Source organism: Cobetia sp. MC34 (assembly GCF_018340035.1).
GTDB lineage: Bacteria > Pseudomonadota > Gammaproteobacteria > Pseudomonadales > Halomonadaceae > Cobetia > Cobetia amphilecti.
The window spans coordinates 1-18575 of the sequence record NZ_JADPPY010000001.1 but is presented as its reverse complement, the minus strand read 5'-3'; the positions used below and the strand labels follow the sequence as shown (position 1 = coordinate 18575).

The following is an 18575-nucleotide window of genomic DNA, read 5'->3' as shown; positions in this document are numbered from 1 at the left end:
TGTCCCTTGTGTCCCTTGTAACAATGGACTTGAGACGCGGGCGACAAGGCAGCGCGATTGCCAAGCCTTGCGCCGAGCACCATCATGCCTGCAGCGCATCTTCGTCTGCCCGAAAAGGAGTTCCCATGGCTCAGTATCCTGATCCTGCCGCATTGGCGGCAGCCTCCGTCTCCGCCTCATCGCTGCTGGTGCCGGACCAGCGCCAGGCGCCCCTGATCGATGCCAGCCAGCTGGTGACCCAGCTGGCGATGGCGGGCCTCAAGTCGCCCGTGGTGCTGGATTGCCGTGCGCGTCTCGACGATGGGGAAGCCGGCGAGCGCCTGTGGCGTGAAGGCCATCTGCCAGGGGCCATCCATGTCGATATGGACCGCGATCTCTCGGCCGCCGTGCGCGAGGACGGCGTGGGCGGGCGGCATCCGCTGCCGTCACATCAGGCGACGGCCGAGCTGTTCCGCCGCCTCGGCATCACGCCCGAGCAGCAGGTGGTGGTCTATGACGACATGGGCGGGCAGATGGCGGCGGCGCGGCTATGGTGGATGCTGACCTGGGCCGGGCATCCGGATGTGCGGGTGCTGGATGGCGGCATCCAGGCCTGGAATCAGGCCATGGGCGAGCTCAAGCGTGCGCCTGCCCAACCGGTGAGCCCCACACCCAGCGACTGGCAGCCGAGCTTTGATGACAGCCTGCTGGTCAGCGCCCAGGAGGTGGCCGCCACGGATGACAGCTTGCTGGATGCCCGCGGCGAGGCGCGTTTTCGCGGTGAGCAGGAGCCGGTCGATCCGGTGGCAGGCCATATTCCCGGGGCATTCTGCCGGCCGACTCCCAGCAATCTGGAAGCCAATGGCCGCTTCAAGGACCGCATGAGCCTGATGCGTGAGCTGCGCAGCCTGTTGCCGGCGCAGGGTGAGGTGATCGCCTATTGCGGTTCCGGCATCAGCGCCTGCCAGAACATCCTGGCCTTCGCGATCGCGGGGCTGCCGCTGCCGCGCCTGTATGCCGGCTCCTGGAGTGACTGGATCAGTGATCCCGCGCGTCCGGTCGCCACCGGTGAGGCCAGCGAGAAGTAGCCGCACGCGCCAGCGCGATGACGGCCCCACAAATGACAACGCCCGCCAGAGAAACCTCTGGCGGGCGTTGTCATTTGTGGGGCGCTTTGTCTGACTCTTTGCGTGCGTGCTTACGCTTGCGACTTGGGCTCAGCAGCGGACTTGCGCGAATCGAAGCGCTCCAGCAGGGCGGCGTTGGCGCAGTTGCCCATCACGTTGAGGGCGGTGCGCAGGCCATCGGTGAAGCGGTCCACCCCGGCGACCACGGCCACGCCTTCCAGCGGCAGCCCTGCCGCGCCCAGCACGGTGGTCATCGCGACCAGCCCCGCACCCGGCACGCCAGCCGTCGAGAAGCTGACCAGCAGGCCGGTGGTGAACACGGTGATCACCAGCGAGGTGGTGACATCGATGCCGAACAGCTGGGCCACGAACAGCGCATTGAAGCCCTGCAGCACGGCGGCGCCGTCACGCTTGAGCGCCGTGCCGAAGGGCAGCGCGAAGCTGGCCAGGGATTCATTCATGCCGTAGTCGCGGGCATTGCCCAGCGCCAGCGGCAGGGTCGCGCCGGAGCTTGCGGTACCGAAGGCGAAGCCCAGGCTCTGGCCGAAGTGGCGCACGAAGGCCAGCGGGCGGGCACCGGTGACGGCCAGCAGCACCAGATAGAGCAGTGCCATCAGCGCCAGCGCGATGATCAGGCCGATCACGTACATGCCCAGGCGCATCAGCAGGTCCAGCCCCTGGGTGGCGATCACCGAGGTGATCAGCGCGAAGACCCCCACCGGCGCCAGCTTGAGCACGAAGGACAGCACCTTGAGGCTGACGGTGTAACCGCTCTCGATCACGCGATGCAGCGGTGCGCTTTCCTCCGGCAGAGCGCGCATCGCCAGCCCGATCAGGGCGGCCGCGAAGATGACCTGCAGCAGACCGCCGCCACCCAGCGCAGTGAAGGGGTTGTTGGGCACCAGGCCCACCAGCCACTGGGCGATGCTGTCGGCGTTGCGTCCTTCAGGTGCTGAATCCACCAGGCTCTCGGCGCCGCTGCCCGGCGTCAGCCAATGCGCGACCAGCATGCCAAGTGTCAGTGCCACGGCGCTGGTGACCACGTAACTGCCCAGCAGGCGGCCGGCATGGCGACCGACGTCGGCGCCGCCTTCGCGGTTGGTCAGGCTCATGATCAGGGCGCCGAACACCATCGGCACCACCACGAACTGCAGCAGGCGCAGGAAGATCTGGCCCACCGGTGTCAGCAGGTGGCTGTCGAGCCAGGCGACGCTGCCCTCGGGCAGAGCGCCTGCCCCGGCGTTCAGGGCAAGGCCGCTGAGAATGCCCAGCCCCAGGGCGAGCAGTATCTGGCGTGTGACGGACATGGTGGCTCCGAAGCGATGGCGTGAGTCTGAATTCGAGGGAGGCTAATGTGCTACCGGGAAGCTGTTATATCAACAATCGCTTTGAGATTTTTTTGGAATAACACAAGAAGCACTTACGGGGCGCAAGGTGTGCGCGTACGCGGTGCTGAGGGATGAGGAGAGCCAGACACGACAACGCCGCCACGGCAGGGCCGTAGCGGCGTTGTCAGCTGGCGGGCAGCAGGGGCTTACATGTTGGGGTAGTTGGGGCCACCGCCGCCTTCCGGCGCGACCCAGGTGATGTTCTGCGCCGGGTCCTTGATGTCACAGGTCTTGCAGTGCACGCAGTTCTGGAAGTTGATCTGGAACTGCGGCTCACCGGCCTCCTCGACGATCTCGTAGACACCGGCCGGGCAGTAGCGCTGGGCGGGCTCGGCGTAGCGCGGCAGGTTGTCACGCACCGGAAGCTCCGGGTCGGACAGGCGCAGGTGGCACGGCTGGTCTTCCTCGTGATTGGTGTTGGAGAGGAACACCGAGGACAGCTTGTCGAAGGACAGCTTGCCGTCCGGCTTGGGGTACTCGATCTTGGTGCACTCAGCCGCCGGGCGCATGCGCGCGTAGTCCGGTGTGGTGTCATGCAGGGTCGGCAGGCGGCCGCCCGTCAGCTGATCGAGGAAGTTGTAGGCGCCACCGAGGAAGGTGCCGTACTTGTGCATGGCCGGGCCGAAGCTGCGCGAGGCATCCAGTTCCTCATAGGCCCAGCTGTCCTTGAAGCGCTTGCCGAAGTCGACCAGGTCTTCGCCGCCTTCGTCGCCGCCCTTGATGGCGTCGAACACGCTTTCCGCCGCCAGCATGCCGGACTTCATCGCGGTGTGCAGGCCCTTGATCTTGGCGAAGTTGAGGGTGCCGGCATCACAGCCGATCAGCAGGCCGCCCGGGAAGCTCATCTTGGGCAGGCAGTTGAGGCCGCCCTTGGCGATGGCGCGCGCACCGTAGGAGACCCGCTTGCCGCCCTCGAGATGGCGGGCCAGGGTCGGGTGCTGCTTCATGCGCTGGAATTCATCGAAGGGCGACAGGTACGGGTTGTCGTAGGCGAGATCGACGATCAGGCCCACCACCACCTGCTGGTCATCGGTGTGATAGAGGAAGAAGCCGCCTTCGGCGTTGCCCTTGAGCGGCCAGCCGCTGCCGTGCACCACCAGTCCCGGCTGGTGCTGTTCGGCGGGCACATCCCACAGCTCCTTCAAGCCGATGCCGTAGTGCTGGGCATCCGCTTCGCTATCGAGCGAGAAGCGCGAGATCAGCTGCTTGCCCAGGTGGCCACGGCAGCCCTCGGCGAACAGGGTGTACTTGCCGCGCAGTTCCATGCCTGGCATGTGGCCATCCTTTTCGCTGCCATCGGCGGCCACGCCCATGTCCCCGACCACGATGCCGCGCACCGTGCCATCCTCGCCATGCAGCACTTCCTGGGCGGCGAAGCCCGGGAAGATCTCGACGCCCAGCTCCTCGGCCTGCTCGCCCAGCCAGCGCGTCAGGTTGCCGGCGCTGATGATGTAGTTGCCGTCGTTGTGCATGGTCCTGGGGACCAGTGCATTGGGGATGACCTGCGCTTTCTGGTCATCCTTGAGCAGCACGACCTCGTCACGGGTGACGGCCGTCTTGAGCGGTGCGCCGCGCTCGGCCCAGTCGGGGAACAGCTCGGTCAGTGCACGCGGTTCGAGCACGGCGCCGGACAGGATGTGCGCGCCGACTTCAGAACCTTTCTCGACCACGCAGACCGTCAGCTCCTTCTCGGCCGCATTGGCCTGCTGCATCAGTCGGCAGGCCGCCGCCAGGCCGGAAGGGCCGGCACCGACGATGACCACGTCGAAATCCATGAATTCGCGTTCCATGACCCGTCTCCTCAATCTTTGCGCCGTCAGGGCCCCGCGGATCCGGCGGGGCGGGCGTGTCACGAACGACCATGGCCGTTCGCTGGGCAGTGAACCTCCGGCGTGGCGTGCGTCAGGGCACGACTCGTCGGAGTGAAAATAGGGGTGCGACTCACGCTGGTACGCCATGTCCTGCACGGACGATCGGCCGCTCGACACAAGGCGCTGGCGCGAAGCAGCCGCATAGCATGCCGCAACAGTAGCATTTAAAACGACCGTTTGTTTATTATGCTTGGGTCTGACGTAATAGCCACCGGGGGCGTTGCAGGAAATCACCCGATGGGTTTCACGCTCGGGCGTGTTGAGAGTGATTGTCAGGTTTGACCCCGGCAACCAATTCTGCGCAAGATGCCCGCATGAGAATGGCGGCGCCCGGACAGTGAAAACCACGCCGGTCTGGCTGACTTCATCCGTCGGGTGCCAGCGGATATCGTGGCGAGACACTTGTCATCACGGTCATCTGTGGAAGATATTCACCTATCAAACGCTTGCATGAATCGAGCGCTGGCGGCCTCACGGTCACTGGTACTCCATGAGAAATCAGCGAGGACACCATGAAAGTACTCGTCGCGGTGAAACGCGTCATCGATTACAACGTCAAGATTCGCGTCAAGGCTGATCAGTCTGACGTCGATCTGACCAACGTCAAGATGGCCATGAACCCCTTCTGCGAGATCGCCGTGGAAGAAGCGGTGCGCCTGAAGGAAAAGGGCGTGGCGACCGAAGTCGTGGCCGTCACCATCGGTCCGAAGGCCGCCCAGGAACAGCTTCGTACCGCGCTGGCGCTGGGCGCCGATCGCGCCGTGCAGGTAATGACCGATGACGCCGTCGACTCGCTGGCCGTGGCCAAGCTGCTGGCCAAGGTGGTCGAGGAAGAACAGCCCGGCCTGGTGATTCTCGGCAAGCAGTCCATCGATGCCGACAACAACCAGACTGGCCAGATGCTGGCGGCACTCACCGGCATGGGGCAGGGTACCTTCGCTTCCGAAGTGGCGGTCGATGGCGAGAGCGTCAATGTCACCCGCGAGATCGATGGCGGCCTGCAGACCGTCAAGCTGAACCTGCCGGCGGTGGTCACCACTGACCTGCGCCTCAACGAGCCGCGCTACGCCAAGCTGCCGGACATCATGAAGGCCAAGAAGAAGCCGCTGGATGTGAAGACGCCGGAAGAGCTGGGTGTCTCCACGGCCTCCAAGGTGACGCTGGTCAAGGTCACGCCGCCGGCCGAGCGTCAGGGCGGCATCAAGGTCGGCTCCGTCGATGAGCTGGTGGACAAACTCAAGAACGAAGCAAAGGTGATCTCATGAGCATTCTCGTCATTGCCGATCATCATGATGGCCAGCTGACCAGCAGCACCGCGAGTGTCGTGGCAGCCGCAACCGCCATCGGTGGCGATATCGACGTGCTGGTCGCCGGTGAGGGCGTAGGCGCCGTCGCCGAGCAGGCCGCCAGGCTTGCCGGTATCGCGCGTGTGCGTGTCGCCGACAATGCCGTCTACGCCCATCAGCTGGCCGAGAACCTGTCGGCACTGGTCGTGGCGTTGGCCGATGACTACAGCCACGTGCTGTCCAGCGCCTCGACCACCGCCAAGAACTTCATGCCGCGTGTCGCGGCACTGAAGGACGTGGCACAGATCTCCGAGATCATCGCTGTCGAGAGTGCCGATACCTTCCAGCGCCCGATCTACGCCGGCAACGCCATCGCCACCGTCAAGAGTGACGATGTGCTCAAGGTCATCACCGTGCGTGCCACCGGCTTCGATCCGGTCGCGCTCGACGGACAGGCGGCCATCGAGGCCGTGGACGTGGTCGAGGATGCAGGTGTCTCGAGCTTCGTCGAGGAAACCCTGGCCGAAAGCGAGCGCCCTGAGCTTGGCTCCGCCAAGGTGGTGATCTCCGGTGGCCGCGGCATGGGCAACGGTGAGAACTTCGCGCTGCTCAACGGTATCGCCGACAAGCTGGGCGCCGCCATCGGTGCCTCTCGCGCAGCGGTCGACGCCGGCTTCGTGCCCAACGACATGCAGGTCGGCCAGACCGGCAAGATCGTCGCGCCGGACCTCTACATCGCCGTCGGCATCTCCGGGGCGATCCAGCACCTGGCGGGCATGAAGGACTCCAAGGTCATCGTCGCGATCAACAAGGACGACGAAGCGCCGATCTTCCAGGTCGCGGATTACGGCCTGGTCGGGGATCTGTTCGAGGTGCTGCCGGAGCTCGAAGGCAAGCTCTGAGCAACGCCCCGTAAGGCTGAGGCCGAGACACCGCAAGGTGCCCCGGCCAATCAACGCGACCCGCTTTGGCGGGTCGCGTTTTTTTGTGTCTGCGGGCAAGGGTAGGGGCGAGGGCAGGGGAGAGAGCGTCAGGAGAAAAGTGCAACGCTGCATTGCAGGTTTCAGGGCCTGCTGATGGGGCAGAGCGAGGCAAGATCAATTGATAATTGTTCTTGTTTGTAATACCGTCCATGCCAGTGATTTGCATTTCCACTCGGAAGCCACTAGCGGCCTGGCAGGCGACCGAGGATGCAACCAAGCCTAGTTCTTCAGGAGATGTCCGTGCGGCGTTCGACTTCTTTCCCCTTCCCGTGCGTGCGAGCCCTTGGCGGCCTGCTCCCGGCGCTGGTGCTGCTTGCACCGCTGACAGCCACCGCATTGCCGGCGCATGCCGAGACACTGCGTGACAGTGCCGCCACTCATCAGGAAACCCAGCGTGAGCTGCAGGCGCGCATCGATGCCACTGATGACGAGACGCGTGCGCTGCTGGTGCGCCTGCGTGAAGCGCGTCAGGAAGCCGCGCGTCTGGAAAGCTATACCGCGGAACTGACGCCGCTGAATGCTGACCGCGCGGCGCGTATCGAGCGCCAGCGCACGGCGCTGGAGAATCTCGAGGCCACGCGTGAGTCGCTGCCGGGCCTGCTGCGTCAGCAGGTCGAGGAGCTGGCGGACTTCATCGAGCAGGATCTGCCGTTTCTCAAGGACGAGCGCCTCGCGCGCGTCCAGCGTCTGCGTGACAACCTCTCCAATGCCAGCCTGAGTAATGACGAGCGCCTCGATCAGCTGCTCAACGCCTGGCAGCAGGAGCTGAGCTACGGTCAGGGCTTCGATACCTGGCGTGCTGGGCTGGTCGGTGGGGAAGACACCGAGGTGCAGTATCTGCGTGTCGGCCGCGTCGGCCTCTATTACCTGACGCTGGATGGTCAGCATGGTGGCGCCTGGCAGGCCAGAAATGGCAGCTGGCAGGTGTTGGATGACAGCGGCCTGGAGGCGCTGCGCAAGGGTATCAGCATGGCGCGTGACCAGCAGGCACCGTCACTGGTAACCCTGCCGCTGTCGGTGCCGGTCGAGGACGTCGAGCTGGCTCCGAAGGGGCGTCTGTCGCAGTCCGCGCTCAAGAGCGCCGATCAGGCTGCCGCGGCAGTCACCAGCACACGTACCACCACTACCCGTACCGCGCAGGAGTCCAGCTGATGGCGACGAATTCACAAGCGCCACGCGCGTCTCTGTCACGCCTGTTGCTGACGGCCGGCACTCTGGGGCTGCTGACATTGTCATCTCCCGCCGTGCTGGCGGCGACCGGCAGTGCCGAGCAGTCATTGAGCGTCGAGCAGTTCGAGCAGGCCGCCAGTCAGGCCGAAGGCCGCGATCAGGCGCGTCTCGACACCCTGTTGTCGGATCGCGAGGCACTGCAAGCGGCGGTCAGCGAGGCCGAGGCGCGGCGTGACAGCCTGCGCGAGACGCGCGCGACCCTCGAGGCCGAAGCGCAGGAACAACAGGCGACCCTCAGCGGTCTGGACGAAGAGCGTCAGGCCCAGCAGGGCGATCTCGGTCAGGTCTTCGAGGTAGCGCGCAAGCATGCCCGCGAGACGCGTGAGGCGCTGGCGGGCAACTGGCTGCTGGTCGGCGGCCAGGCGCGTCTGCCGGACCTGGGGCCGCGTGATGAGGTGCCGGGCCGCGAGCGACTCGCCGCCCTGACCGCGGACATCCGCAGCATCGCCACCGAAAGCGGTCGCGCGCTGCGCTTCCAGGCACCGCTGGCCGGGCCGGATGGCAGCATCAAGCCGCGTGAGATCGTGCGCGTCGGCGAACAGATGGCCTTCAGTGGTCGCCACCTGCTGGCGCCGCTGTCGGAAGACAAGGCCGTGGATGGTCCCTCTGCGCTGGACACCCTCGGCCTTGCGGGTACCACGCCGCTGCGCATTCGCAAGCAGCTGGCGGCCTTCGATGCCGGCGACAGTGATCGTCTGAGCTTCGACCCCACCGGTGGCGATGTCACCCAGGCGCTGGCGCGGGCGCCGCGTCTCGGTGAGCGCCTCAAGCAGGGTGGTGCCGTCGGTTACGTCATCGTCGGTCTTGGCGTGCTGGGCCTGATCATCGCGCTGATCCAGCTGGTGCGTCTGTCGCTGACCCGCCGGGCGGTCAAGCGTCAGGAAGCCGACCTGAGCCAGCTCAGGGACGACAACCCGTTGGGCCGTGTGCTGCATCGCTTTGAAGGCATGCGGCATGATCACGAGCCGGAAGCGCTCGAAGCCCGTCTCGATGAGGCGTTGCTGGCCGAGCAGCCCAGGCTCGAACGTGGCCAGGCGCTGGTCAAGCTACTGGCTGCCATCGCGCCGCTGCTGGGTCTGCTGGGCACCGTGACCGGCATGATCGGCACCTTCCAGTCGATCACCGTCTTCGGTACCGGCGACCCCAAATTGATGGCCGGCGGTATCTCCCAGGCGCTGGTGACTACCGTGCTGGGTCTGGTGACCGCCGTGCCGTTGCTGTTCGCCCAGACCGGACTTTCCAGTCTGTCCAAGGGCCTGATGGGCCGCCTCGAGGGCCGCGCCAGTGCACGTCTGGCCGACCACCTCGAGAAGCGCGCTCCGAGCAAGGCTGCCAGCGCGGCGGCGCGTCAGCGGGATACCGAGCATGCCTGATTCGTTGGCCGCCTCTTCCTTGCTGAGCGGTGGCTTCGCGCCAGTGATGCGGCTGGTGGAAAGCGGTGGCCCGCTGATCGTGGTGATCTGCCTGATCGCCATGGTGCTGTTCGGGCTGGCGCTGGAGCGCGGCCTCTACTGGCGGCTCGTGCATCGCCCGGCGCGTCAGCAGTTGATCCACGACTGGGTGGCGCGCAGCGAGCACCACAGCTGGTCGGCGCTCACCCATCGCGAGGTGCTGACCCGTGAGCTGCTGTCACGTCTGCGCGCACCGCTGCCGTGGCTCAAGCTGCTGGTGCTGATCTGTCCGCTGGCAGGCCTGTTGGGCACCGTGACCGGCATGATCCATGTCTTCGATTCGCTGGCGATCGCCGGCACCGGCCAGGCGCGTGCCATGGCCGACGGTGTGGCACGTGCCACGCTGCCGACGCTGGCCGGCATGGCGGTCGCGGTGGTGGGCCTGATGTTCGTCACGCGCTTCGAGCGCGTGGTGCGTCGTGAAGACCAGCGCCTGCACGACCGTCTGGCGCGTGCCGTCGATGATGCACGTTCCGGCATGTCCGCTGCGAACGGCTTTGATTCCTCCTCTGATACAAGCGAGACACCACATGCGTAGACGTCGCATGGAGGCCGCGGAAGACAGCGGCGAGATCAATCTGACGCCGATGCTGGATGTCGTCTTCATCATGCTGATCTTCTTCATCGTCACCACCAGCTTCGTCAAGGAGTCCGGGGTCGAGATCCAGCGTCCGGAAGCCTCCAACGCCACGGCGCGCCCCGACGCGGCGGTCATGGTCGCCATCACCGCCGAGGGCGCGGTATGGGTCGACGGCAAGCCGGTGGATGCCCATCGCGTCGGCGACGCCGTGGCCGATCTTGCCGATGGTCAGCCGGTGGTGATCCAGGCCGACAGTCGCTCACAGACCGGTCTGCTGGTCGAGACGATGGATGCACTGCGCAACGCGGGTGTGCAGGACATCGCGGTCGCCGCCTCGAAGGGCGAATGACATGACGCGACGCCTGTATGCCAATCGACTCGTCGGGCTTGTCGGCGGCGCCTTGCTGGCGCTGGTGCTGTTCTATGCGCTGGCCTTGCTGGTCGCGCCGCCGGTGAACGACACGCCGCCACCGGAGCCGCTGTCGGTCTCCACCGTTCAGGCGCCTGAAGAGGCACCGGAGCCCGCGCCGGCGGCGAGTGAAAGTCTGCCCACGCCGCCGGCCGAGCCACCGCCGCCACCGAAGGCAGCGCCGATGCCGGCACCCAAGGCGACAAGCCCGGTGGCGATTCCCGAGGTCAAGACACCATTGCCGCCGACGCCAGAGCTGACCATGGATGACAGCCTGCCGCCGCTGGAAGTCGAGCGTCCGCCCAAACCGACCCCCAAGCCGAAACCGACGCCCAAGCCAGCACCCAAGGCCAAGCCGGAACCCAAGGCGGTCGCCAGGCAGGCCGAGGCCGCTTCATCGGCGCAGTCGGCGTCTGATGCGTCATCACAGACCGCGGCGAAGCCGTCCAAGCCCAAGGCGGCCCCGGCGGCGCAGGGTGGTTCACCGCGGCCCACCGTGCGCACCGCTCCCGAATATCCGAGTCGTGCGCGTCGCCGCGGCATCGAGGGCTTCGTCGAGGTGGCCTTCGTGATTCGTCCGGACGGCAATGTCGATGGCGGCTCGCTGCGGGTGGTGCGTGCCGAGCCGTCGGGCGTGTTTGACCGGGCGGCGATGAAGGCGATCGCGCGCTGGGAATTCCCGGCCGCGGGCAATGCGCGCCAGGCGCGCCAGCGGCTTGAGTTCCAGTTGCGTTGAGGCAACCCATGACCCCATGGCGCGGGCTTTCATCGGGTGTCTGATGTGTGTCATATGTCGTCATCTCTGATGCCGTGGACTTGTCGGCAATGCGCCGGGTCATGGCAGCAGATGAACGCAAGAGGAAAGACTCATGGTAGCGAAATCCACACCGCCGCAGGACGCCGACAGCGCTGAGCGATCGCGAGGCCTGATGGCGCGGGCGCGCCAGCTGCTGACACGCGGCGGGCGCCGACTCACCCGCGTGACGCTGGTCTCGACCTGCCTGATGCTGATGATGGAAGTCGGTGGCATCAGCGCGGCCCATGCGGCGACGCGCGTCTCCGCCGAAGTGGCGGGGCAGTTGCGCACGCTGCAGTCACGGCTGGATGAAGGCGATTATGACGCGGTCGGTGAGCGCGCCGAGCGTGAGGCCAAGCGCCAGCGTGGTGAAGTGCGTGCGCTGTATCTGTCATTGGCGGCCAGTGCGCGAGCGCGCCAGGGCGATCAGGCCCAGGCGGCACGTCTGTATGCCGAGGCGCGTCGCCTGCCGGGCGTCAACGCCTCCCAGGCCCGCGAGTGGCTGCGTCGTGAAGCGATGCTGCGCCTGCGCGCCGGTGAGCGCGACAGTGGTATCGCTCGCCTGGCGGAATATCTGCACGGCGGCTCGGCGAGTGCCGATGACCTGTGGCTGGCGGTCAGCCTGGAGGCCAATCGGGGTGACTGGGCGCGCGCCGAGGACTGGCTGGAGCGTGCCAGCAAGGCGAGTGCGCCGAGCGGTGATCGCCTGAAGCTGGCCGTCAGTGTCTATCAGCAGACCGGCCGCCATGGCGCGGCGGTGGCGCTGGTCGAGCAGGGACTGGGCGAGTCACGCGACCCGCAGGACTGGCAGCGTGCCGTGGCGCTCTATCAGCGCCTCAACCAGAACACCCGCGCCGCCAGTACCTGGGAAGCGGCGTGGGCGGCGGGAATCGTCAGCGGCAGTGACGCCTACCAGCAGCGGGTCGACCTGCAGCTGGCGGCCGGTGCGCCGGCGCGGGCGGCGGAGCTGATCGAGGCGGGGCTTTCGAAATCCGCGACACCCGAGGGGCAGCCGCTGCTTGAAGACACCCCGGCGCTGCGTCGCCAGCTGGCGCAGGCCTGGACGGCGGCGCGCGATGTCGAGCATGCGCTCAAGGCGTGGGCAGCCGTCTCGCAGCAGAGCCAGTCACTCGAGGATGCCCGGCAGTATGCCGAGCTTGCCTATGATTGGGGTCGCTGGGAAACGGCGCAGCAGGCGCTGGCCGCGGCCGGTGAGCGTGGCGATGACTCGGCGCGTCATTGGCTGCTCTCCGGCGTGGTCGCCAGTCAGCTGGAGCAGTTCGACCCTGCGCGTGAAGCCTTCAAGAAGGCTCAGGCGCGTGGCGCCGAAGGGGCCGATGCCTGGTTGAAATCCGTCGCGCAGCGCTGATGATGTGAGACGCTTACGATCCAGCGCTGTCTGAGCATCACTGCAACGAAAACGCCGCCTTTCCTGATCGTCCTGAGACGGGGAAGGCGGCGTTTGCGTGTCTGGCGATCGTGTTCGCGCTGGCGTTGCTCAGCGTATCAGCCGATATCGGTCCACACCGGGGCGTGATCCGACGGCTTTTCCATGCCGCGCAGCGCGTAGTCGACACCGGAATCCTTGATCAGCGGAGTCAGGCCGGGGCTGGTCATGATCAGGTCGATGCGCAGGCCGCGCCTGGGCTCACGCTCGAAGCCGCGCGAGCGGTAGTCGAACCAGCTGAACTGGTCATCGACTTCCGGGTGCACGTGGCGGAAGCTGTCGGTCAGGCCCCAGGCGTAGAGGCGCTCCATCCACTCGCGCTCGATGGGCTGGAAGCTGGTCTTGCCTTCGCGCAGCCAGCGCTTGCGGTTGGGCTCGCCGATGCCGATGTCGCGGTCAGTGGCCGAGATGTTGTAGTCGCCCATCACCACCACATGCTGCTCGGGCTGGTGGTCTTCTTCCAGCAGGCGGAACAGCTGCTGATAGAAGCGCGTCTTGTAGGGGAACTTCACCGGGTGCTCGATATTCTCGCCCTGGGGGAAGTAGCCGTTGTAGACGATCAGCGGCTCGCCGTTCGGGCCGTCGATCTCGACGCCGATCATGCGCTTCTGGGCATCCTCATCGTCATCCGGCATGCCGTAGTGCACCTTCTTCGGCACCTGACGGGTCAGCATCGCGACGCCGTAGTGACCTTTCTGGCCGTGCCACACCACGTGATAGCCCAGCGCCTCGATGTGCGCGTGGGGGAATTCACTGTCCTGCACCTTGGTTTCCTGCAGGCCAATGACTTCCGGCTGATGCGTCTCGATCAGCGCTTCCAGCTGATGCGGACGCGCACGGATGCCGTTGATGTTGAAGGAAATCAGGCGCATCACGCTTCGCCTCCACCATCATCCTTGGAGGAGCTGTCTTCCTTGGCCGGCGCATCAGGGTGCAGCGGCAACAGCGGCGCGGCGTTCATGCGTTCCAGCTTGGCGGCAGCCTGGGACTTGCGCTGGTCCTTCTTCTTGGCCACGTAACGCGGCCCGGAATGCACCTGGTCCGGGTTCTCGGCGCGCCACTTCTTGAAGTCCTTGCGGCGGCCGGTACGAATCTGCACCTTGTCGGCGATGGAGCGGCTCTTCTTTCTACGTGTCATCTTCGGGCTTTCCTGTTCGGTGTCGGCAGTCGCCAGCCTTGAGTCGCACGGCAAGGCCGCGGCACGCGGGCAACCGCATCAGTTGTCGTGCATTCTACCAGCCTGCATGGGGCGGGTGCCATGAGGGGCTTCGTGGTGAGAAGCATCGCGTGTCGTGCACGCGAGGATGTCTCGCGCCGAGTGCGTCATGATGCAGGGGCGCGAAGACGCCGGCGGGCTGGTACAATATGTCGGCGTTATCGTCGCTGCCCGCAGGTGAGGTACGTGACAGGCCGCTTGAATCGGCGCCTTGTGTCTCATGCACGATGGCGGGTCGCCTGCCCCTCGGGGCGCGCTTCCCCTCACGCATGTCAGAGACAACGGCTTGCCGGACGCGCCAGTCTTGCTGCCATTGCCCGTGCCAGCGACATGCAATATGCAATATATGAGTGTTACCTGAATGACCCTGGCAGGTACGCCGCCCCGGCCCACACAGACAGATAGACAGACAGACTGACGGGCGGCGGCGAACTGTCCCGTGGCGTGGCCAAGGTTGCCCGGCAGCCTGATGCCCGCCCGATGAAGAAGCCCTTTCGACCGACACGCAGTATCGGCCGTCCTTGTGGCGACCCATGAGCCTGTCCGTTGCGTGAGCCCGGCGATGACATGACCGGTGCCACGTGAGCAGACCCTCATGGCAGACGTCCGCTCCAGTCCCTTGCCGAACATTCGGGCAGGGGAGCGCTGGATGCGTGAATCCGTCAAGAACAGGTGAGAGCATTCGTGTCCTTCTGCACCCGAGGCCTGCGTGGCCTCGGAGACGCACACCCAGGGGGTGTTGCCGCAGAAGGGCAGGGGATGGCTCCCAATCCGGTAAAGGCGCATGCAGCCCGAGACTACCGCGCATCAGGCGCGAGTCAGGCGAACCAGGTGAGACGACTGGGCATGACGAACCAACCGGGTGTGGCCTGTCACGGCGAGATTCCGAGAACGACCCGCGCCTGTCGCATATGAACCCTTGAAAAGAACGGATTACATGAGCGAGACGGATCAGACCCAGCCAGCCGCTGAGCAGACTCAGCAAGAGCCGCAGGACCCGAACCAGAAGCCGAGAAAGCCCAAGCGTCGTCGTCGCAAGCCGCGTCGCTCCCAGTCCAAGTGGAACCTCGATCAGTTCCCGGTCGCGCCGGTCGCCGGCCAGTGGCGCTTCCATGATTTCGATCTGCCGCTGCCGCTGATGCGTGCCATCCAGAAGGCCGGCTTTGAATACTGCACCCCGATCCAGGCCCAGACCTTCGAGAAGGCACTGCTGGGTGGTGACGTGGTCGGCCGTGCCCAGACCGGCAGCGGCAAGACCGCCGCCTTCCTGATCGCCACCCTGGCCTACTTCCTGGAAGAGAAGGCGCCGGAAGGCCAGAAGCCGGGCGCGCCGCGTGCCGTCATCATCGCGCCGACCCGTGAGCTTGCGCTGCAGATCGAGAAGGACGCCAAGGCGTTCTCCGAATTCGCGCGCATCTCGGTGGCCTGCGTGGTGGGTGGCATGGACTACCAGAAGCAGCGTGAACGCCTCGAGCGCAAGGTCGACCTGCTGGTCGCAACGCCAGGCCGCCTGCTCGACTTCCACACCAAGCGTGATGTCGATCTCTCCGAGACCGAGGTGCTGGTGGTCGACGAAGCGGACCGCATGCTGTCGATGGGCTTCATCCCCGACGTCAAGCGCATCATCCGCGCCACGCCGCGTCCCGAAGAGCGCCAGACGCTGCTGTTCTCCGCCGAGCTGTCTTCCGACGTGCTGGGGCTGGCCGAGCAGTGGACGCATGAGGCGACTCAGGTCGCGGTCGAGCACGAAGCGACGGCTGCCATCGCGGCGGATAACGACGCCGTGCAGACCTACACCGTGAGCGATGATGACAAGCTGCGTCTGCTGATCAATCTGGTGAAGCAGGGCGAGATGGAGCGCTCCGTGGTCTTCGGCAACAGCCGTGGGCTGGTGCGCAAGATCAACGCCGCGCTCAAGGAAGCCGGTATCGAATCGGCGGTGATGTCCGGCGCCGAGACCCAGACCGAGCGCCTGGAAGCCCACGAGGCCTTCCGCAACGGCAAGCTCAAGGTGCTGGTGGTCAGCGATGTCGCCGGGCGTGGCTTCGCACTTGAAGACGCGACCCATGCGATCAACTTCACGCTGCCGGAAGTGCCGGAAGACTACGTTCACCGTGCAAGCTTCAGCGATGTGACCTTGATCAGCTTCGTCGGTGAGGAAGATGTCTTCTCACTGCCGGAAATCGAAGACTACCTGCAGGAAACACTGCCGCGTCAGCAGCCGCCCCAGGGCCTGCTGTAACGTCTGCTTGCCTCCGACCGGCCACAGAAAGGTGGCCGGCCGCGCAGGGCAGTCGAGGTAGATGGCAGTAGCACGCAAAGACGGCGGACAGCTCAGGCTGTTCGCCGTCTTGCGCTCCATGACCCGCTGGTTTGACGACAAGCGGCCAGTTGCCAGTTGTTGTCGGCCGGATGTCGTGGGTCAGGGGTGGATGGCCAGTTGAGGAGAGAGACACGCAATGCTGGAAGATAGCCTCAAGGGCGAGATTCAGGGCGCCTATCGCAAGTTGCTGGAGGGTCTTGAGCTGACGCCGCGCTACGGGCAGCGGCTGATGATCGCCGAGATCGCGCGCACTCTGGGCAACATCGAGCAGAATCCGGAAGGCTATCGCCTCGGCAACGAGCATGTCTGCGTGCTGGAGGCCGGTACCGGCACCGGCAAGACGCTGGCCTATCTGCTCTCCGCGCTGCCGGTGGCCAAGGCGCGCGGCAAGCGGCTGGTGGTCTCGACCGCGACCATCGCGCTGCAGGAGCAGGTCATGCATCAGGACCTGCCGGCGCTCAAGAAGCATTCGGGGCTGACCTTCGACTATGCGCTGGCCAAGGGCCGTCGCCGTTACCTGTGCGTGCAGAAGCTGGATCAGGCGCTGGAAGGTGTCGAGGACAACCCGACCATGGCGCTGTTCGAGCGCGACATGATCGCCAGCGACGGCGGCAGCTTCGTGGAGCTGGCCGGCAAGATGGCCGAGGACTATGCCAGCGGCGAGTGGGCAGGGGACCGCGACAGCTGGCCGCTGCAGGTCGAGGATCGCGACTGGGCGCGTCTGACCACGGATCACCGTCAGTGCACCAATCGCCGCTGCAGCCACTTCTCGGCGTGTGCCTTCTTCCGTGCCCGTCGTCAGCTGGAGCAGGCCGACATCATCGTCGCCAACCATGACCTGGTGCTGGCGGACCTCTCGCTGGGCGGCGGGCTGGTGCTGCCATCGCCCAGTGACTGCATCTACGTCTTCGATGAGGCGCACCATCTGCCCGACAAGGCGCTGGATCACTTCCACCACCGCACGCCGATCAATCAGACGCTGCGCTGGCTGGGCAACCTCAAGAAGTCGCTCACCGAGCTGAATGCGGCGCTGGGCAGTCAGCCGACCATCGGCCGCCTGCTGGCGCGCATGCCCGAGTTGCTGGCGGATATCGAGCCGCGTCTGGGCGAGGTGTTCGGGCTGGGGCATCAGCTGGCGGATCTGCCCAATGGGGCCGGCGAGGACGTCACCAATCATCGCTTCGAGCGCGGTCAGGCACCGGAGGCGCTCAAGGATCTTGGCCACAACCTGCTCAAGGGCTTCGCGGAGCTGTCGCGGGCGCTGGAGCAGATCGCCGACATCCTGCGTGAGAGCCTGGACCCGGAGAAGGCCACCGGCCTGCCCAAGGAGAATGCCGAGGACTGGCTGCCGCTGGTGGCCCTGCTGCACGGGCGTGCGCTGGAAGCCCATGCGCTGTGGGAGGCCATCGGCCTGAGCGATCCTGCCGATGGGCCGCCGCATGCGCGCTGGCTGACCTTCGAGCGCTTCAATGGCGAGCCGGAGATGACCGTCTCGGCAAGTCCGGTGTCCGCCGCGGAAACGCTGGCACGCCATCTGTGGGGCACCTGTTTCGGTGCGGTGCTGACGTCGGCGACCCTGACGGCGCTCAATCGCTTCGAGCGCCTGCAGGAGCGCGCAGGCCTGGCCAATCGCTATCGCTATCAGCGCCTGCCCAGCCCGTTCGATTATGGCAAGGCGGTGCTGGCCATCCCGCGCGAGGCGGTGGAGCCGTCGCCACCCGGCCCGCATGAGCAGGCGATCGTCGACTTCGTCAATGCGCTGGATGTGCGCGAGGCGGTGCTGGTGCTGTTCAGTTCGCGCAAGCAGCTGGCGGCGGTCAACAAGGCGCTGGACAGCGAGACCCGCAAGCGGGTACTGGCGCAGAGTCGTCTGCCCAAGCATGAGCTGCTCAGTCAGCATCGCAAGGCGGTGGATGGCGGGCGCGGCAGCATCATCTTCGGGCTGGCGAGCTTCGCCGAGGGCATCGACTTGCCCGGCAAGTATCTGACCCACGTGGTGATCACGCGGCTGCCGTTCGCGGTGCCGGATGACCCGGTCGGTGCGACGCTGGCGGAGTGGATCGAGTCGCGGGGCGGCAACCCGTTCATGCGTATCGCGGTGCCGGATGTCTCGATCAAGCTGGTGCAGGCCTGTGGGCGCCTGATCCGCAAGGAAGCCGATGAAGGGCGTATCACGATTCTGGATCGACGCATCCTGACCAAGCGTTACGGCCAGCAGTTGATCGAGGCGCTGCCGCCCTTCGTGCGCGAGATCGATGGCGTGCGCCAGAACTGATGGGGCACAAGTGATGGTTCAGGGCTGATCGATCAGAGCTGGCCCGTCAGCTGCCGACCCAGCAGCCACAAAAAAGCCCCGCCAATCGGCGTAATGCCAGTCAGTTAAGCCTATTCTCCATAAGCTGATCATGAGACCTTCCTGTGCCAGGTACACTTATTATGGGAAGGTCTCATGCATTTCAGCGACGCCATTGATGCCATTGCCAAGGCGG

General features: G+C 65.8%; 15 protein-coding genes. 11 read left to right on the top strand and 4 right to left on the bottom strand.

What is annotated here, in order from left to right; genetic code table 11:
* Positions 1-125 precede the first annotated feature (125 nt).
* Positions 126-1067: a sulfurtransferase gene (locus IZU87_RS00075; RefSeq protein ID WP_225996472.1), complete on the top strand. Its 942-nt coding sequence runs from the start codon at positions 126-128 to the stop codon at positions 1065-1067.
* 110 nt (positions 1068-1177) lie between these two features.
* Here IZU87_RS00075 and IZU87_RS00070 read toward each other — a convergent pair whose 3' ends face one another.
* Both IZU87_RS00070 and IZU87_RS00065 read right to left on the bottom strand, forming a co-directional pair.
* Entirely contained in the window at positions 1178-2413 is a 1236-nt protein-coding gene (locus IZU87_RS00070) for a dicarboxylate/amino acid:cation symporter (protein WP_213113333.1), read from the bottom strand.
* Between the two features lie 227 nt (positions 2414-2640).
* Complete coding sequence (locus IZU87_RS00065; protein ID WP_153635265.1) at positions 2641-4284, bottom strand: electron transfer flavoprotein-ubiquinone oxidoreductase; 1644 nt, start codon at positions 4282-4284, stop codon at positions 2641-2643.
* A gap of 593 nt (positions 4285-4877) precedes the next feature.
* Between IZU87_RS00065 and IZU87_RS00060 the strand changes: the two genes are divergently transcribed.
* The 8 genes from IZU87_RS00060 to IZU87_RS00025 all read left to right on the top strand — a co-directional run bounded on the left by IZU87_RS00060 (position 4878) and on the right by IZU87_RS00025 (position 12469).
* Positions 4878-5630: an electron transfer flavoprotein subunit beta/FixA family protein gene (locus tag IZU87_RS00060; protein ID WP_192838434.1), complete on the top strand. Its 753-nt coding sequence runs from the start codon at positions 4878-4880 to the stop codon at positions 5628-5630.
* Complete coding sequence (locus IZU87_RS00055) at positions 5627-6553, top strand: electron transfer flavoprotein subunit alpha/FixB family protein (RefSeq protein ID WP_043331885.1); 927 nt, start codon at positions 5627-5629, stop codon at positions 6551-6553. Before IZU87_RS00060 ends, IZU87_RS00055 begins: the two co-directional genes overlap by 4 nt.
* Positions 6554-6874: 321 nt before the next feature.
* The gene (locus IZU87_RS00050; protein ID WP_349305151.1) at positions 6875-7786 is read left to right on the top strand and encodes a DUF3450 domain-containing protein; all 912 of its coding nucleotides are present in this window, start codon (positions 6875-6877) and stop codon (positions 7784-7786) included.
* Positions 7786-9237, top strand: coding sequence for a MotA/TolQ/ExbB proton channel family protein (locus IZU87_RS00045; RefSeq protein ID WP_213113332.1), 1452 nt, complete (start codon positions 7786-7788; stop codon positions 9235-9237). Before IZU87_RS00050 ends, IZU87_RS00045 begins: the two co-directional genes overlap by 1 nt.
* Positions 9230-9853, top strand: a complete 624-nt coding sequence (locus tag IZU87_RS00040) for a MotA/TolQ/ExbB proton channel family protein (RefSeq protein ID WP_082388107.1) — start codon at positions 9230-9232, stop codon at positions 9851-9853. The genes IZU87_RS00045 and IZU87_RS00040 overlap by 8 nt, the downstream gene beginning before the upstream one ends.
* Positions 9846-10244: an ExbD/TolR family protein gene (locus IZU87_RS00035; protein ID WP_043331884.1), complete on the top strand. Its 399-nt coding sequence runs from the start codon at positions 9846-9848 to the stop codon at positions 10242-10244. Before IZU87_RS00040 ends, IZU87_RS00035 begins: the two co-directional genes overlap by 8 nt.
* Before the next feature lies 1 nt (position 10245).
* Positions 10246-11040: an energy transducer TonB gene (locus IZU87_RS00030; protein ID WP_213113331.1), complete on the top strand. Its 795-nt coding sequence runs from the start codon at positions 10246-10248 to the stop codon at positions 11038-11040.
* A gap of 133 nt (positions 11041-11173) precedes the next feature.
* Positions 11174-12469, top strand: a complete 1296-nt coding sequence (locus IZU87_RS00025; RefSeq protein WP_213113330.1) for a hypothetical protein — start codon at positions 11174-11176, stop codon at positions 12467-12469.
* Between the two features lie 137 nt (positions 12470-12606).
* On the opposite strand, the gene xthA is transcribed toward IZU87_RS00025, so the two are convergent.
* Together xthA and IZU87_RS00015 are read right to left on the bottom strand one after the other, a co-directional pair.
* Positions 12607-13419, bottom strand: a complete 813-nt coding sequence (gene xthA / locus IZU87_RS00020) for an exodeoxyribonuclease III (RefSeq protein WP_054554994.1) — start codon at positions 13417-13419, stop codon at positions 12607-12609.
* A complete protein-coding gene (locus IZU87_RS00015) occupies positions 13419-13685 on the bottom strand; it encodes a hypothetical protein (protein WP_043331879.1) in 267 nt (88 codons plus the stop codon). The genes xthA and IZU87_RS00015 overlap by 1 nt, the downstream gene beginning before the upstream one ends.
* Before the next feature lie 1015 nt (positions 13686-14700).
* Between IZU87_RS00015 and IZU87_RS00010 the strand changes: the two genes are divergently transcribed.
* Positions 14701-16005: a DEAD/DEAH box helicase gene (locus IZU87_RS00010; protein ID WP_131431459.1), complete on the top strand. Its 1305-nt coding sequence runs from the start codon at positions 14701-14703 to the stop codon at positions 16003-16005.
* 217 nt (positions 16006-16222) lie between these two features.
* Entirely contained in the window at positions 16223-18361 is a 2139-nt protein-coding gene (dinG, locus tag IZU87_RS00005; RefSeq protein ID WP_213113329.1) for an ATP-dependent DNA helicase DinG, read from the top strand.
* Positions 18362-18575 lie beyond the last annotated feature (214 nt).

Coding starts and splice junctions, on each gene's coding strand:
- IZU87_RS00070 (WP_213113333.1), bottom strand. CDS start 2,413: ATGTCCGTCACACGCCAGATACTGCTCGCCCTGGGGCTGGGCATTCTC.
- IZU87_RS00045 (WP_213113332.1), top strand. CDS start 7,786: ATGGCGACGAATTCACAAGCGCCACGCGCGTCTCTGTCACGCCTGTTG.
- IZU87_RS00055 (WP_043331885.1), top strand. CDS start 5,627: ATGAGCATTCTCGTCATTGCCGATCATCATGATGGCCAGCTGACCAGC.
- IZU87_RS00025 (WP_213113330.1), top strand. CDS start 11,174: ATGGTAGCGAAATCCACACCGCCGCAGGACGCCGACAGCGCTGAGCGA.
- IZU87_RS00030 (WP_213113331.1), top strand. CDS start 10,246: ATGACGCGACGCCTGTATGCCAATCGACTCGTCGGGCTTGTCGGCGGC.
- dinG (WP_213113329.1), top strand. CDS start 16,223: ATGCTGGAAGATAGCCTCAAGGGCGAGATTCAGGGCGCCTATCGCAAG.
- IZU87_RS00040 (WP_082388107.1), top strand. CDS start 9,230: ATGCCTGATTCGTTGGCCGCCTCTTCCTTGCTGAGCGGTGGCTTCGCG.
- IZU87_RS00075 (WP_225996472.1), top strand. CDS start 126: ATGGCTCAGTATCCTGATCCTGCCGCATTGGCGGCAGCCTCCGTCTCC.
- IZU87_RS00035 (WP_043331884.1), top strand. CDS start 9,846: ATGCGTAGACGTCGCATGGAGGCCGCGGAAGACAGCGGCGAGATCAAT.
- IZU87_RS00065 (WP_153635265.1), bottom strand. CDS start 4,284: ATGGAACGCGAATTCATGGATTTCGACGTGGTCATCGTCGGTGCCGGC.
- IZU87_RS00060 (WP_192838434.1), top strand. CDS start 4,878: ATGAAAGTACTCGTCGCGGTGAAACGCGTCATCGATTACAACGTCAAG.
- IZU87_RS00010 (WP_131431459.1), top strand. CDS start 14,701: ATGAGCGAGACGGATCAGACCCAGCCAGCCGCTGAGCAGACTCAGCAA.
- IZU87_RS00015 (WP_043331879.1), bottom strand. CDS start 13,685: ATGACACGTAGAAAGAAGAGCCGCTCCATCGCCGACAAGGTGCAGATT.
- xthA (WP_054554994.1), bottom strand. CDS start 13,419: ATGCGCCTGATTTCCTTCAACATCAACGGCATCCGTGCGCGTCCGCAT.